This is a genomic window from Methylobacterium sp. DB0501, assembly GCF_011043735.1.
Taxonomy (GTDB): Bacteria; Pseudomonadota; Alphaproteobacteria; order Rhizobiales; family Beijerinckiaceae; genus Methylobacterium; species Methylobacterium alsaeris.
In genome coordinates, this window is the sequence record NZ_JAAKGV010000016.1 from 119,949 (window position 1) to 132,823 (window position 12,875).

Annotated in this window: 11 protein-coding genes; 1 reads left to right on the top strand and 10 read right to left on the bottom strand. The window is 73.0% G+C overall.

The annotated features are described in order from the left end of the window. Positions 1 to 2: 2 nt before the first annotated feature. A complete protein-coding gene (ilvD, locus tag G4G93_RS22525) occupies positions 3 to 1,832 on the bottom strand; it encodes a dihydroxy-acid dehydratase (RefSeq protein WP_165087342.1) in 1,830 nt (609 codons plus the stop codon). A gap of 92 nt (positions 1,833 to 1,924) precedes the next feature. Further along, positions 1,925 to 2,194 (bottom strand): hypothetical protein, encoded by a 270-nt coding sequence (locus G4G93_RS22530; protein ID WP_165087344.1) that lies wholly within the window; start codon positions 2,192 to 2,194, stop codon positions 1,925 to 1,927. A 174-nt stretch (positions 2,195 to 2,368) separates the two neighbouring features. Here G4G93_RS22530 and G4G93_RS22535 point away from each other — a divergent pair, with 174 nt between their 5' ends. Then, positions 2,369 to 4,228, top strand: coding sequence for an ABC transporter ATP-binding protein (locus G4G93_RS22535; protein ID WP_165087346.1), 1,860 nt, complete (start codon positions 2,369 to 2,371; stop codon positions 4,226 to 4,228). A gap of 57 nt (positions 4,229 to 4,285) precedes the next feature. Here the strand turns inward: G4G93_RS22535 and G4G93_RS22540 are convergent, their stop codons facing one another. The 8 genes from G4G93_RS22540 to G4G93_RS22575 all read right to left on the bottom strand — a co-directional run bounded on the left by G4G93_RS22540 (position 4,286) and on the right by G4G93_RS22575 (position 12,779). Further along, entirely contained in the window at positions 4,286 to 5,131 is an 846-nt protein-coding gene (locus G4G93_RS22540) for a BLUF domain-containing protein (RefSeq protein ID WP_165087348.1), read from the bottom strand. Then, complete coding sequence (locus tag G4G93_RS22545; RefSeq protein WP_246736949.1) at positions 5,128 to 6,867, bottom strand: bifunctional diguanylate cyclase/phosphodiesterase; 1,740 nt, start codon at positions 6,865 to 6,867, stop codon at positions 5,128 to 5,130. Before G4G93_RS22545 ends, G4G93_RS22540 begins: the two co-directional genes overlap by 4 nt. Before the next feature lie 680 nt (positions 6,868 to 7,547). Beyond that, a complete protein-coding gene (locus tag G4G93_RS36780; protein WP_409513825.1) occupies positions 7,548 to 7,700 on the bottom strand; it encodes an antitoxin MazE-like protein in 153 nt (50 codons plus the stop codon). A 47-nt stretch (positions 7,701 to 7,747) separates the two neighbouring features. Further along, a complete protein-coding gene (locus G4G93_RS22555; protein WP_165087350.1) occupies positions 7,748 to 8,389 on the bottom strand; it encodes a class I SAM-dependent DNA methyltransferase in 642 nt (213 codons plus the stop codon). 39 nt (positions 8,390 to 8,428) lie between these two features. Next, complete coding sequence (locus G4G93_RS22560) at positions 8,429 to 9,169, bottom strand: PIG-L deacetylase family protein (RefSeq protein WP_165087352.1); 741 nt, start codon at positions 9,167 to 9,169, stop codon at positions 8,429 to 8,431. Then, positions 9,169 to 10,299 (bottom strand): acyl-CoA dehydrogenase family protein, encoded by a 1,131-nt coding sequence (locus G4G93_RS22565; RefSeq protein WP_165087354.1) that lies wholly within the window; start codon positions 10,297 to 10,299, stop codon positions 9,169 to 9,171. Before G4G93_RS22565 ends, G4G93_RS22560 begins: the two co-directional genes overlap by 1 nt. Before the next feature lie 49 nt (positions 10,300 to 10,348). Beyond that, positions 10,349 to 11,572, bottom strand: coding sequence for a glycosyltransferase (locus tag G4G93_RS22570; RefSeq protein WP_312892212.1), 1,224 nt, complete (start codon positions 11,570 to 11,572; stop codon positions 10,349 to 10,351). A gap of 214 nt (positions 11,573 to 11,786) precedes the next feature. Beyond that, the gene (locus G4G93_RS22575) at positions 11,787 to 12,779 is read right to left on the bottom strand and encodes a catalase family peroxidase (protein WP_165087357.1); all 993 of its coding nucleotides are present in this window, start codon (positions 12,777 to 12,779) and stop codon (positions 11,787 to 11,789) included. Between the last annotated feature and the right edge of the window lie 96 nt (positions 12,780 to 12,875).

Consider the following 12,875-nt stretch of genomic DNA (forward strand, 5'->3'; position numbering starts at 1 on the left):
GGTCAGATCTTCCGCACGGCCCCGTGGGCGGCGCTGGTGGTCATGCTGGCGAAGGCCCGGAGCGCCGCGCTCACCTTGCGCTTCCTCGGGGCGGCGGGCTGCCAGCCCTTCGCACCTTGCGCCGCCCGCCGGCGCTCGATCTCGGCGGGATCGACCGCGAGGTGGATGCGCCGGTTCGGGATGTCGATCTCGATCCGGTCGCCCTGCTCGACGAGGCCGATCAGGCCGCCTTCCGCCGCTTCCGGCGAGACGTGGCCGATCGACAGGCCCGAGGAGCCGCCCGAGAAGCGCCCGTCGGTGACCAGCGCACAGGCCTTGCCGAGGCCCTTCGACTTCAGGTAGCTCGTCGGATACAGCATCTCCTGCATGCCGGGGCCGCCGCGGGGGCCCTCGTAGCGGATCAGCACCACCTCGCCGGCCTGGACCTTGCCGCCCAGGATGCCGTCCACCGCCGCGTCCTGGCTCTCGAAGACGTGGGCGGGGCCCGAGAAGGTGAGGATGCTGGCGTCCACCCCTGCGGTCTTCACGATGCAGCCGTCCTCGGCGAGGTTGCCGTACAGCACCGCGAGGCCGCCATCCTGCGAATAGGCGTGGGCGGCGTCGCGCACCACCCCGCCCTCGCGGTCGAGATCGAGCTCGTCGAAGCGCGAGGCCTGGGAGAAGGCGACCTGGGTCGGCACGCCGCCGGGCGCCGCGCGGTAGAACTCGCGCACGCTCTCGCTGGTGGTCCGGGCGACGTCCCAGCGCGCGAGCGCGTCCCTGAGGGTGCCGGCGGCGACGTTGCCGACATCGGTGTCGATCAGGCCGGCCCGGTCGAGCTCGCCGAGGATCGCCATGATGCCGCCGGCGCGGTGCACGTCCTCCATGTGGACGTTGGCGACGGCGGGGGCGACCTTGCACAGGACCGGCACCCGGCGCGACAGCCGGTCGATATCGGCCATGGTGAAGGGCACCTCGCCCTCGTAGGCGGCGGCGAGCAGGTGCAGCACCGTGTTGGTCGAGCCGCCCATGGCGATGTCGAGGGTCATGGCGTTCTCGAACGCCGTCATCGAGGCGATCGCGCGCGGCAGCACCGAAGCGTCGTCCTGCTCGTAGTGGCGCCGGGCGAGGTCGACGATGAGGTGGCCGGCCTCGACGAAGAGGCGCTTGCGGTCGGCGTGGGTCGCCAGCACCGAGCCGTTGCCGGGCAGCGACAGGCCCAGAGCCTCGGTGAGGCAGTTCATCGAGTTGGCGGTGAACATCCCTGAGCACGAGCCGCAGGTCGGGCAGGCCGAGCGCTCGATCACCTGCACGTCCTCGTCGGTGACGCGGTCGTCGGCGGCGGCGATCATCGCGTCGACGAGGTCGACCTTCTTGATCCCGGTCGAGAGGTGGACCTTGCCGGCCTCCATCGGCCCGCCGGAGACGAAGACCACCGGGATGTTGAGGCGGAGCGCCGCCATCAGCATGCCGGGGGTGATCTTGTCGCAATTGGAGATGCACACCATGGCGTCGGCGCAATGCGCGTTGACCATGTACTCGACCGAATCGGCGATCAGGTCGCGGGACGGCAGCGAGTAGAGCATGCCGTCATGGCCCATCGCGATGCCGTCATCGACCGCGATGGTGTTGAACTCCTTGGCGACGCCGCCCGCCGCCTCGATCTCCCGCGCCACGAGCTGGCCGAGATCCTTCAGGTGGACGTGGCCCGGCACGAACTGCGTGAACGAGTTCACCACCGCGATGATCGGCTTGCCGAAGTCGGCATCCTTCATGCCGGTGGCGCGCCACAGGCCGCGGGCGCCGGCCATGTTGCGGCCGTGGGTGGTGGTGCGGGAGCGATAGGCGGGCATCGGAACTCTTCTAAGGGAGGCTCCCCCGCGTCATGCCGCCGCGACCCCGCCTCCCGCAAGTCCCTGGATGCAGATCAGGCCCGCTTGCGCCGCTACTTCGAGCAGCCGATGCAGATGCCCTTCATGATCTGGTCCTCGCGCTTCTCCTCCTGGCGATTGCGCGGGGTGACGGTGCCGGTCTCGTCGGGACCGAGGGCGCCCGGCTTCGGCACCGTCTGGCCGACGGCGCTGGTGTTGGGCGCCCGGATCGTCGAGGCCGGCCCGCCGCCGGTGCCGGTCTCGCTCACCGGGTTTTGCGCGAGGGCGGGGAGGGGGGCCAGCAGACCGAAGGCGAGGAGGGGGGCGAGGAGACGGGTCGGCATGGGGATCGTCCTTGGGGTTCGTCCTGGTGACGCTGTTGCCGAATCGACGCGGAGCGGGCGGCGAAGTTCCCATCATCGCCCAAGCTTCGGGGCTCGCGCGGGAGGATTCAACCCATGCGAGCCCGGAGACGGTGCGGCCGGCGAAAGCGGGGCCGGCAGACCTATATCCGCCCCATGGACGCCCCCTCCGACAGCCGCCTCTCCACCTTGCGCCGCGCCGCGAGCGCCCGGCTCGGGCCCTTGCGCCACCTGCCCGCCCTGTTCCGCCTCGCCGTCGCGGCCGATCCGCGGCTGACCCTCGCCAGCCTGACCTTGCGCCTCCTGCGCGCCGGGCTGCCGGCCCTGATGCTCTACGTCGCCAAGCTCGTGGTCGATGCCGTGGTGGCGGGGCGGGGCGGGCCCCCGCCGGAGGCGGGGTGGCTGTCCGATCCGCGGCTGCACCACATCGGGTTGCTCGTCGGCATCGAGCTCGGCCTCGCCATCGCCTCGGACCTCCTCGGGCGGGCCACGTCCTACGTCGACGGGGTGCTGGCCGAGAAGGTCGGCAACGTCACGACCTTGCGGCTGATGACCCATGCCGCCTCCCTCGACCTCGAGCAGTTCGAGGACAGCGCGGTGCAGGACCGGCTGGAGCGGGCGCGGCGGCAGGTGGCGTGGCGCTCGAACCTGATCGGCCAGCTGCTCGGCCAGCTCCAGGACCTCGTCACCGCCATCACCCTGGCGGTCGCCGTCGGCACGATGCTGCCGGGGCTGGTGCTGCTGCTCGTGCTCGCCCTGATCCCGGCCTTCCTCAACGAGCTGCATTTCAATGCCCGCGGCTATCGCCTCGCCTGGCGCCGCAGCCCGGACCGGCGCGAGACCGATTACCTGCGCTATCTCGGCGCCGACGCGCACAGCGCCAAGGAGGTGAAGCTGTTCGGCTTGGCCTCCCACCTCGCCGAGCGCTTTCGCGATCTCGCCGGCCGGCTGCTCGCCGAGAACCGGGAACTGGCCCGGCACCGGGCGCTCGCCGGCGGCGCCTTCGCGACGCTCGGCACGCTGGCCTACTACGCCGCCTACCTCGTCATCGCCGGAGAGGCGCTCGCCGGCACCCTCACCGTCGGCGACCTCACCTTCCTGGGCGGGGCTTTCCTGCGCCTGCGCGGCCTCGTCGAGGGGTTGCTGCTCGGCGCCTCGCAGCTGCTCGGCCAGGCGCAGTATCTCGACGACCTGTTCTCGTTCTTCACCATCGCGCCGACCATCCGTTCGAAGCCCGGGGCGCTCCCCGTGCCGGAGCGCCTGCGCGAGGGGTTCGCGTTCGAGGATGTCGGCTACCGCTATCCGGGCGAGGAGCGCTGGGCCGTGCGGCACCTGAGCGTGCGCATCCGGGCCGGGGAGGTGGTGGCGCTCGTCGGCGAGAACGGCGCCGGCAAGACCACGATCGTCAAGCTGCTCGCCCGCCTCTACGCCCCGACCGAGGGGCGGATCCTGCTCGACGGCCGCGACCTCGCCGAGTACGACCTCGACTCGTTGCGCGCCCGGATCGGCGTGATCTTCCAGGACTTCATGCGGTTCGACTTCACGGCCGGCGACAACATCGCGGTCGGCCGGATCGACGCGCGGGAGGACCGGGACGGCATCGCGCTCGCGGCCCGGCGGGCGCTCGCCGACGCGGTGATCGCGCGGCTGCCGGGCGCGTACGACCAGCGCCTCGGCCGGCGCTTCGAGGACGGGGTCGAGCTGTCGGGCGGCGAGTGGCAGAAGGTGGCGATCGCCCGGGCCTACCGGCGCGACGCTGCGGTGCTGGTCCTCGACGAGCCGACGGCGGCCCTCGATGCCGGCGCCGAGGCCGAAATCTTCCGCCGCTTCGCCGATCTCGCGGCCGGGCGCACCGCGCTCCTCATCTCGCACCGCTTCTCCACCGTGCGCCGGGCCGACCGGATCGTGGTCCTGGCCGGGGGCCGGGTGCTGGAGGAGGGGACCCACGCGGAGCTGGTCGCGCGGGGCGGGCGCTACGCCGAGCTGTTCGAGCTGCAGGCGGCGGGGTACCGGTGAGGCGAAGGAGTCGAGGCACGGTCGTCGGGCCGTCGGAAACCCCGCCGCGAAGGCCTCTCAGGCCACCGAGCGCGCCGGCACCCGCACGCCCCGGGTCGCCTCCTCGTCCGCGCGGCGCACCTCCTGCACTTCCCGGCACAGCAGGTCGGCGAGCATCCGGGCCCGCTCGGCCCAGTGGTCGCGCTCGGCGCGCAGGGCGTCGAGCCGGTCGCGGCCGGCCGCCAGGGCGACCGCGAGGTCGTCGACCTCGGCCGAGAGGGCGTGCGCCCGGTCGCGCTCGCGGGCGAGCGCCTTGCGCATGACCGCGAGCGCCGCGGATTCCGCTTCCGGCACCGGTAACTCCCGGGCAGGCGTCACCCGGGCGGGCGTCTCCCGCGCGGGCGCCTCGCCCGGTGCGGCGGGGTCCGGAGGCGGCGCCTCCGCCGGGGCGACAAGGACGGGCGCGGCCGGGACCGGCACCACCGCGATCGGGGTGCCCTCCTCCTCCAGCACCAGGCCGTGCAGCATCGCGAACACCCCGTCGCCGTCGAGGCGGGCGAGGTCGAAGCCGCTCTCGGCGGCAAGCCCGCACCACAGGGCCTGGCCGCGGGCGGACTGGCCGACGAAGGCCATCGACCAGTCGGGGAAGCCGCGGGCCTCGACCGGGCCGCATTGCAGCACCGTGACGTCGCCGTGGCGCTCGTCGCGCTGGATGCGCTCGAACGTGTCCTCCACCCCGGCCCGCGGCCCCTCCAGCACCTGCGCGAAGGCGCCGCCGTTGAACATCAGGGCGCCGGTGACGCCGACCTTGCGGTTGTTGGCTTGCGAGGCCGCGAGGATCTGGCGCACCGCCGCCGTCACCTCATGGTCGGGGCCCTGGAGCAGGTTCTTGCTGGCATAGACCAGGCGGTAGAGATCGCTCATGCGGGGGCTCCGGGAAGGGGTGTGGCGGGGGCGCTCAGGAGGCGCAGGAGGTCGTCGGCCGCGAGCGGCTTGCTGATCAGGTAGCCCTGGACGTCGGTGCAGCCCTCGGCGCGGATGCGGCGCAACTGCTCGGCCGTCTCGACGCCCTCCGCCACCGTGGTCATACCGAGGCTGCGGCCGAGGCCGGCGATGGCCCGGATGATCGCCTCTCCGTCGGCCTTGGTGCCCATGTCGGTGACGAAGGAGCGGTCGATCTTGATCTTGTCGAACGGAAAGGCGCGCAGGTAGCTCAAGCTGGAATAGCCGGTGCCGAAATCGTCCATCGACACCCGCACGCCCAAGTCCCGCAGGCGGTGGAGGGTGTGCAGGGTCTTCTCGTTGTCCTGCAGCAGCACGCCCTCGGTGATCTCGATCTCGAGGCGGGCCGCCGGCAGGCCGGCATTGGCCAGCGCCGACACGATGGTCTCGACGAGGCGGTCGCTCTTGAACTGCGCCGGCGAGACGTTGACGGCGACCGAGAGCGGCTGCGGCCAGGAGGCGGCGTCGCGGCAGGCCTGGCGGATCACCCACTCGCCGATCGGCACGATCAGGCCGATCTCCTCGGCCAGCGGGATGAAGTCGAGGGGCGAGACCAGTCCGCGCTCGGGGTGGCGCCAGCGGATCAGCGCCTCGCAGCCGACCAGCCGCTCGTCGGCGAGGTTGAGCTGCGGCTGGTAATGGAGCTGGAACTCGCGCCGGGCCAGCGCCTGGCGCATGTCCAGCTCGAGGCGCCGGCGCGCCTGCATCCGCGCATCCATCGCCGGCTCGAAGAACCGGAAGGTGTTCCGCCCGTCGAGCTTGGCGCGGTAGAGGGCGAGGTCGGCGTTCTTCAGCAGACGGTCGGCATCCTGCCCGTCCGCCGGCGCCAGGGCGACGCCGACGCTCGCCCCGATCGAGAGCAGCTGGCCCTCGATCATGTAGGTGCGGCCGACGAGGTCGACGACGCGGCGCGCCAGCGCCTGGGCCTCGTCGGGTCCTGAGACCCCGGCCTGCAGCACCACGAACTCGTCGCCGCCGATCCGTGCGACGGCGTCGCCGGCCCGGACCATCGCACGCAGGCGGTCGGCCACCTTCTGCAGCAGCGCGTCGCCGACCGGGTGGCCGAGCGTGTCGTTGACCGGCTTGAAGCGGTCGAGGTCGACGAGGAGCACGGCGCAGCCCTCCGCCTTCCGGTGCAGGCGGAGCAGAGCCGCGTCGAGGTGCTCGCGCAGCTGCAGGCGGTTCGGCAGGCCGGTGAGGGGATCGAGGCGGGCGAGGGCATGGGCCCGGCTCTCCGCCGCCCGGCGGGCACTGACATCCTCTAGCACCAGGGCCGCGCCCTCGCCCGGGACCGGGTGCAGCTCGACCTGGACGCTGTGGCCGCCGAGGGCGACGTCGAGGACGATTCCGCCGCGCAACCGCGCGACGAGTTCCCGCGTGCCCAGGCCGCACCCCGACCGGGCGAGGCGCAGGAGCCGGCGGAACGTGGGAGCGCCGCCGAGGCCGAGCCGGTGCAGGAGGGCGAGGGCCGGCGCGGTGCAGGCGGTGATGCGGCCGTCGGCATCGACCAGCAGGACGCCGTGCCGGACGGCGTCGAGGCCGCGGGCGAGGCGCTGCGACGCGGTCGCGTCCGGCCTGAGCCCCGACGCAGGATCCGGCAAGAGGGTCGGCGTGGGACTCGGCATCAGCCGCAGGGCGGCGGAGAGGGAGGCTGTCATGGCAGGCGGGTCGGGCTCCGCGAGGGACGCCGGCTCGGCGTGGGCGCGATACTGGATAGGACTATTTTGCTGGGATTAATGGATCGTCTCTTCCGGCACAGGTCAGATCGGTTTTCCGGCGGGATCCGTGTCGTGGGAACAGGGCTTGGGTGCAGCCATCGTCATCCTCGAAGGTAACGAGGCAAGGTGCGACAAGCTCCGCCGTTCTCTCTGTGGATGGCTAATGGATCGTCATCGGGCGCGTGTCGGCGGTGCGGACGCCAGGGGCGTGCGGAGATGTTTCCATCCCGACGAGAGTTGGGCGCGTCATGAGAGAAGATGACGGGCATATGACGCAGCGGATCTGTGAATTGGGATCGTTCCGACGGGCGGAGCTTCGGCGTTCGCCCAATGACCGACTGGATGACCGAATTTATCCGCGGTAGATAGCAACTTAGATTTTGAATGAAATTTTCATTCCACGACGACGTACTCTCTCCTCCCCCCTATGGCCTGTTTGATTTGCAAGGCAGTATGGACACCCGCATCGTCATTCCGGGCTCGGCTACGCGGCCCCGGAATGACGATGCGGGTGTGACTACCGTCGATAAGGTCAAGCAGGCTCTAACGACGGCAGTCGGACAAGGTCTTCGGAGACGTTCGCAAGGTCGGCGAGGGCCGCGTCCAGGCGGCCATGCAGGTCAGGGTCGACCGAATCGTCGGCAGTCCCCGGCGAAGGCGGGCAGGCGCGTGTCGGGATGCCAGATCTTTCCCGGTCGAAAGCCGGCCCCGCGCAGCCTTTCACGCCGGCTCCGATCGCGACGGGCTGCGGATGTCGCCACGCGATTTTCCACGACATCTTGCTTGCGTCACGAAAACAAGGGACTTTCGGACGACACGATCAAGGTGAAGAACCGGGCGAGCCGCGTCTCGGCCCGATCGCCTCCACCGCTTCCGCCTCCCGCCCCCGCAGCACGTCGAGCCGGTACTCCCCGGTCCGGACCTGCCGGTCGACCGCGAGGTGGCCGCTTGTCTCGCGGATGAACAGGTCGGCGGCCTCGTCGCCGGTGAGCGGGTAATGCGTCTCGCCGGTCCAGTGCACCAGGACGACGTCGCCGCCCGGCAGGAGGCAGGCGCGGATGCGGGCGGCGAGGCCGGCGACGTCGCCGGCATCGAGGTAGTAGACCACCTCCGACAGGAGGATCAGGTCGAAGCGGCCCTCCGGCCACTCGCCCGGCACCTGGGCGCGCATCAGGCGCACGCCCGGGAGGTCGCGGCAGCGCGTGCGGGCCTGCGTCAGGGCGGCCTCGGCCACGTCGATGGCGAGAAGCGCGTCGCAGCGGGCGCCGAGGGCGGCGGTCAGCACCCCGATCGAGCAGCCGATCTCCAGGGCCGCGGCGTAATGCGGGCGGGGCAGGGTTTCGAGGGTGGCGGCGTACTTGTCGCGCTCGTAGGGGCTGGCGGCGAAGTTCCAGGGATCGGGATCGGCGGCGTAGCGCGCGTCGAAATAGTCGGGCGGCAGGGAGGTCGTGTGGCGGGTCATCGGATCGTCCTCACGGCGCGACCTTGAGGACGATCGAGATCAACGAAGATCGACATCAAGAAAGATCTCGTGGCGTTCGGTGAAGCGGGCGATCATGGCCGGCTCCAGGCGGAAGCCCTCCGGATCGTCGGCGATGAGGTCGGTGGTCTGCGAGCGGTGGGCGGCGATGGCCGCCGCCTTGGCGGCGCGGTGGCGCGTGACCGCGAGGCGTGCGCCCCGGGGCGGCGGGCCGACCTCGGTCTCCGGCGGCAGCGTCCAGCCCCAGACCGGGTAGGCGTGGAGCGATCCACGACCGAGGCGGGCGCGGGCGAGGCCCGCGATGGCCGCGCTCGCCCGGTGGTCGCAATGCGGGTCGTGCGCCCAGGTCACGAACAGGGCGCCGGCTCCGCACCCCTCAGCCTCCGCCGCGATGGCCTCCGCCGCCGCCTCGGCCGCGGGGCCGGATTCGGGCACGAACCGGTCGGGCAGGCGAAGGAAACGCACGTGCTCCCCCGCCAGCCCGAGGCACGCCGCCGCCGACAGGGTCTCGGATTCGCGCAAGTGCCGCAGGCGCTCGGGCGGATGGCTCGGGGAGTTCGGGTGCGAGCCGACCCCGTCGCTCACCACCACGAGGCGGACCGGGATCCCGCCGGCGCAGGCCTCGGCGATGAGCCCGCCGCAGCCGAGGCTCTCGTCGTCGGGATGCGGCGCCACCACGACGATCCCGCCCGCCGGCACGATCTCGCGCAGGATGCGCAGAGGCAGCGCCTCGGCGGCGGCGAGGAAAGCGTCGGCCCGCATCAGCGCGGCTCCTGCCACAACGCGGCGACCGGCCCGTCGGCGGCGAGGATCGTGGCGGCGGCACCGGTGAGCGCCCGGTCGGGTGCGGGCTGGCGCAGGTAGGTCGCGAGGTCGCGCGACAGCCGCTCCAGCGGATGCCCGCGCAAGAAGCCCTGGAGCCCGACCGAGCGCTGGGCGAGGGACAGCACCTCGAGCCCGGCCCGCTCGACCGCGAGCCGGGTCAGGTTGACGAAGGCGACGACGCGCTCCGCCGGCAGCGTGTCGTCGGCGACGAGGCCGGCCGCCCGCGCCACGAACAGCCGCGCGCCCTCGAGGGCGAGGGCGCCCTCGCCGAGGCGGGCGAGCTGATGGGGATCGTCGCCGCGCCCGGTCCGGGCGAGGTGGCCGCGCCAGGCCTCGAACACCGCCTCGATGCCGCCCAGCTGCACCGCCGCGAAGCGCCAGGCGCCGCCGGAGAAGTGCGGCTGGCGGTGGTAATCGTCCGGCCCGCCGAGGATGGCGAGCGGCGTCAGGCCCGTGAGGTCGACGGTGCCGGTGGCCGAGGCGCGCATGCCCTGCGCCCGCCAGGCCGAGAGATCGGCCCGGGCCCCGGGATCCAGGGCGGCGACGAGCATCAGGGGCGCGGTCTCGCCCGGGCGGCGCGCCGTCACCAGGGCGCGGGTGACGTGACCGGCCCCCGACGCGAAGGTCTTTCTCCCCGCCAGGCGCCCGTCGGCACCGAGGACGAGGCCGTCCGCGGGCGCCTCGGTGTTCCAGACCCCGAACAGGCGCCCCGCGACCGCATCGGCGAACAGGGCGCGCCGCTGCCCCGGATCGCCGTAGCGGGCAACGAGCTGGAGCGCGTTGACATGGCCCTCGTAGACCCGGCCGAGCGCCAGGCTGCCGAGCCCGACGAAGCGCAGGACCTCGGCGAGGTCGGCGCCCCCCGGCTCGTCGCCGAGGCCGGCGCCGCCCTCGGCCGCCGGCACCGGGGCGGCGAGGAGGCCGGCATCGGCGAGGTCGGCCACGTCCTCGGCCGGGAAGCCGTCGTCGCGATCCTGCGCGTCGGCCCGCGCGGCGGCGAGGGCCGCGACGCGGCGGGCGGCCGCGACGGAAGCGCGGGCGAGATCGGGCGGCGTCCGCCGGTCCATCGTTCGATCCTGAGGCTGCCGTGTGGTCGGGCGCGGGAGGGTGTCGAGGTCAGGCATTGCCGGCCCGCTCCGCGGCCTGCCCGAGGGCGGGTCGGGTCTTCCTCGGGTCGAGGCCGCGCAGGACCTGCACGCCGTGCCTCCCGTGCCGCAGCCCGGCGAGCAGCATCCGCGCGCCCCGGATGTGACGCGGCAGCGCGCCCGGGCGCAGCGGCCAGGCGGCGAGGAGCGGGCTCTGCGCCTCGATCGCCGCCAGCCGGGCGCCGAGGGTCGGCAGAGCGACGACGCGTCGCGCCTCGGCCGGCCCGATCCGCAGCCAGGGCGCCCAGAGCCCGGTGCGGTCGAGCCGCCCGGCGGCGTGCAGGCGCCGCAGCCGGCGCCCCCAGGCGAAGCGGAACAAGGCGCGCCACAGGGGTTCGAGGCGCGGGTCGCAGGGGCTCCCGGGGGCTTCGCAGCGCCGGCGTATCGTATCGGCGGCCCCTCCGGGAGCGCGGCCGTCGAGCCGGCCGGACGTGACGACGACGATGTCGGGGGCGTGGCGCACCCGCGCATCCGCCGCCAGCAGCGCCGCCACGAAGGCCCGGTCCTCGCCGAGCGGGACCGCCGGCATGCCGCCGGCGGCGCGGTAGGCCGACAGGCGCACCGCCAGGGTCGCGCCCGAGCGGGTGGCGTGCCGCGGCCAGGGATCGTGCGCGACCGGGTCGATCCGCGCTTCGAGGGCGATCAGCAGCGCCTCGTAGGCACCCTCCAGCCGGCCGCGGGCATGGAGCGCCTCCGGCAGGCACGCCGCCTCCGCCGCGTCGAGGGCGATGGTGCCGGCCACCGCGTCGGCGCCCCGCGCCAGGGCCGCGAGGTTGCGCGCCACCCAGTCCGACGGCACCCGGCTGTCGGCGTCGGTGGTGAGGATCACGCCGTCCGGCGCCGTCCCGTCTTCGCACGTCTCCCCTTGCACGCCCTCCTCGAGCCAGGCGGCGGCCGCCTCCATCGCCTCGCGCCGGGCCCAGCCGGCATTCGCTCCGGCGAAGTCGCGCTCGATCACCCGGATCGGCAGGCGCAAGCGGGGCGCGAGCGCCGCGACGACCTCGGCCGTGCCGTCGGTGCAGTTGTTGAGGAACAGGACGATCCCGAGGGCGCCCGCCCCGATCTCCGCCTGCCCGGCCAGGGCCGCGAGGCAGGCCGCGATCCGGTCGACCTCGTTGCGCACCGGCACGGCGACGATGCAGCGCGGCGCGGGCGGAGCGCCCCGCCCCGGATACTGGCCTTCTGGATGGGTCACGCGCGGCGTCTCCGGCGGGCCGCGGCCTCGCACGGCGCGCCCCTGGCGACCAACATATGTCATACCCCACCCCAGTTCTCCGGGGTGCGACCAAATCGACCGCGAATCCCTGGAAGGCCATCATGCCGCCAAAAGGCGAGCCTTCCGGCCCTCGGCGTTGCCCTGGCAGGCGCGCGGGAGGGGGCGGTCCCGTCCCCGGCGGCGGTCGCCGCGGTCAGTTCGAGCGCCGCGACAGCGAGACCGCGTAGGCCGGCGAGCGGATCGCGAACATCGGGTCGTCGGCCGGGCCGGCGATGCCCTCGGGCAGGTCGACCACCGGATCGAAGGTGGCGGCGTCGCAGGTGGAATCGGGCTCGATGCCGGTGATCGCCAGGGTGCCGAGGGTGCGCGTCCGGCGCTCCTCCGGCAGGTCCGCGGTGGCGTCGGTCGTCGGGTCGCCCGGTTCGGGCAGGATCGCCACCAGATCGAACTTCGCCGGGCCGCGGGCCAGCCGCTCCTTCAGCTCGTCGGCGTAGAAGCTGTCGGGCTTGACCTTCAGCTCGTCGTCGGAGAGCGTCGCCTTGTCGGCGGCGACCAACTTGAGCCGGGCCTTGGTCGCCTCGCCCTTGGCGTTGGTCAGCGTGTAGGTGTGCACCGCCCAGTAATCGGTGCCCGCGAAGCTCGCCGGCACCGGCCGCGCGTTGAGCCACGCCGCCTGGCGGCCGGTCTCCGGGTTCTTCGCCGCGAAGGCCTTGATCTTCTCCGGGTCCGGCTTGCCGTCCGGGCCGGGCGCCCGGACCTGCAGGAATTCGAGCAGCTGCGCCGGGGTCCTCGTCGAGAAGACCGGGGCGGAGATGACCACGAAGGTCATGTCGCCGGCCGGGTCCTGCATCCGCATCGCGAATCCGCGGGTGGTCGGCTTGGTCTTGTCCGAGACCTTCGGGTTGCCGCCGCCCATCGAGAAGCGGGCGGTGACCGGCACGGGCATGGCCGGGTCGGATTTGCCGAATTGCGGTGCCTTCGACAGGCTCGCCGCGTCGGCGGCCGGCGTGAACTGACCCTTGAGGCAGACGCCCTTGGCGCCGCTCGCCCGCACCCCCTTGTGGTTCCCGCTGACGGCGAATTGCAGGGCCACGATGGCGCCGGGATCGACCTCCTCGGCGGATACGGGCGCGGCGAGGGAGGCCAGCACCGCGGCGCTGGCCAGAAGGGGGAGGGACCGGATCATGGGGGGCGCTTCCTCGATCTTATCGAGGGTGACTTTGAATTGCGGGCAACTTTATTGCAAGAGTGATTCCAGGCCGTATCCGGGCCGTTTCCGGCC

What these genes read in the sequence shown, in the direction of transcription:
- ilvD (WP_165087342.1), bottom strand. Translation starts at nt 1,832, where the DNA reads ATGCCCGCCTATCGCTCCCGCACCACCACCCACGGCCGCAACATGGCC.
- G4G93_RS22530 (WP_165087344.1), bottom strand. Translation starts at nt 2,194, where the DNA reads ATGCCGACCCGTCTCCTCGCCCCCCTCCTCGCCTTCGGTCTGCTGGCC.
- G4G93_RS22535 (WP_165087346.1), top strand. Translation starts at nt 2,369, where the DNA reads ATGGACGCCCCCTCCGACAGCCGCCTCTCCACCTTGCGCCGCGCCGCG.
- G4G93_RS22540 (WP_165087348.1), bottom strand. Translation starts at nt 5,131, where the DNA reads ATGAGCGATCTCTACCGCCTGGTCTATGCCAGCAAGAACCTGCTCCAG.
- G4G93_RS22545 (WP_246736949.1), bottom strand. Translation starts at nt 6,867, where the DNA reads ATGACAGCCTCCCTCTCCGCCGCCCTGCGGCTGATGCCGAGTCCCACG.
- G4G93_RS22555 (WP_165087350.1), bottom strand. Translation starts at nt 8,389, where the DNA reads ATGACCCGCCACACGACCTCCCTGCCGCCCGACTATTTCGACGCGCGC.
- G4G93_RS22560 (WP_165087352.1), bottom strand. Translation starts at nt 9,169, where the DNA reads ATGCGGGCCGACGCTTTCCTCGCCGCCGCCGAGGCGCTGCCTCTGCGC.
- G4G93_RS22565 (WP_165087354.1), bottom strand. Translation starts at nt 10,299, where the DNA reads ATGGACCGGCGGACGCCGCCCGATCTCGCCCGCGCTTCCGTCGCGGCC.
- G4G93_RS22575 (WP_165087357.1), bottom strand. Translation starts at nt 12,779, where the DNA reads ATGATCCGGTCCCTCCCCCTTCTGGCCAGCGCCGCGGTGCTGGCCTCC.